At 66.7% G+C, this 1,623-nt stretch carries 1 protein-coding gene; it reads right to left on the minus strand.

All coding sequences use genetic code 11. The annotated features are described in order from the left end of the window. Nucleotides 1–199 precede the first annotated feature (199 nt). Nucleotides 200–1,462 carry an IS701 family transposase gene (locus AB0G14_RS35615; protein WP_357705200.1) on the minus strand — a complete coding sequence of 421 codons (1,263 nt, stop codon included), beginning with the start codon at nucleotides 1,460–1,462 and terminating at the stop codon, nucleotides 200–202. Nucleotides 1,463–1,623 lie beyond the last annotated feature (161 nt).

Here is a 1,623-nt window from a genome sequence, read left to right on the forward strand (position 1 = left end):
CTCCTCAGCGGTCAACGCCAGCAACGCCAACTTCGGACCACGACCATCACCCACGCCATCAATCTAGCAATGAATCAACGACTCGGGACACTAGTAGTGCTTTGTTAGGTTGTGTCGTCGAATGGGCGGTTGCAGGTGTGGCAAGCGCCGGCCATGACGACGAGCAGTTGTTGTAGCTCGCGCACTACGGCGTAGAGGGTCAGGCCGGCGCATCCGCTTTTGGGTCCAGGCGTAGCAGGGTGCAGAAGGCTTGGGCGAGCACGGTGAGGGTGACGTGGCGGTGCCAGCCGGTGAAGCTGCGGCCTTCGAAGTGATCGATGCCCAGGCCTGTCTTGAGTTCGCGGTAGTCGTCTTCGACACGCCAGCGGATCTTTCCGAGCCGGACCAGTGTCTTGAGTGATGTGCGTGGCTGCATGTTGGACAGCCAGTACTTGACTGGCTCGTCGGCGCCGGGCGGCCATTCGGCGATCAACCAGCATTCGGGCAGGCTGCCGTCGTCGCCGCGGGGGATGTCCCGGTTCGCGGGGCGGATCCGCAGCCGCAGGAAGTGCGAGCGCATCGCCGCAGTCGGGTTCGCTTTGCTGCGCCGGCTGCCGCGTCGCCAGGTGACCTGCCGTGCGGTCTCGCGGCCTGCGGCCAGGACCAGTTCCTTGAGGGTGGCCGGCGGGTCGGGGTAGGCCGGGCGGGGTGGGCGGCCCCGGCCGGAGTAGGCCGCGGTGACCGGCACCGCGTCGGCGGGGTGGGCGGTGGCGGTCGGGTCGACCTGGACCACGTAGCGCAGGCCACGTTCGTCCAGGCCGAGCCGGAACAGGGTGCAGTCGCCGTAGCCGGAGTCCGCGGCCACCGGCAGTTTCGGCAGCCCCCACTGGTCGATCATCTCGTCGAGCATGTCCAACGCGAGGCGCCATTTCTCCCGGTGCCGCACATCGTCGGGCATGCGGGCCCGGTCCCGCCGGGCCCGCACCGCCGCAGCCCGGTCGGGATCGGCGACCATGGTGTCGTCCCACGATCGCGGGCAGAACAACCGCCAGTTCGCCGCCACCGACGCGGTGTCGGTGACCGCCTGGACGCTGACCCCGATCTGGCAGTTGCCGGTCTTGCCCAGGGTGCCCGAGTACTGCCGGGCCACGCACGGCGAGGCGGTGCCGTCCTTCGGGAACCCCGAATCGTCGATCACGTAGGCGGCCGGGTCGATCGCCTCGACCATCCACCGGGCCACGTTCGCCCGGACCACCCGATAGTCCCAGGTCGAGGACGTGATGAACTGCTGTAACCGCTGATGATCGATCCCGAGACGGTCGGCCATCGGCTGCATCGACTTACGCGCCCCGTCGGTGAGCAGGCCACGCACGTACAACTCGCCCTTCACCCGCTGATCCGACCGCGCGACCGCACCATCCAGCATCGCCGCGGTGAACTCCACCAACCGCGGGCGCACCTGCTCGATCTGCTCCGGAGTCACACCCGCGAGTCAACCATTAGCCACAATAGACAACCACGCAACACGCTGGTACCTAACAAAGCACTACTAGTGTCCTGAGTCGTTGGAAGCTTTATTGATCCGGGTGCAGTAGTTGGCGAGATTGTCGAGGATCTGGTCGGCGGTTTTGGTCCAGACAAGGG

Source organism: Micromonospora sp. NPDC023814, from assembly GCF_040639595.1.
Lineage (GTDB): Bacteria > Actinomycetota > Actinomycetes > Mycobacteriales > Micromonosporaceae > Micromonospora.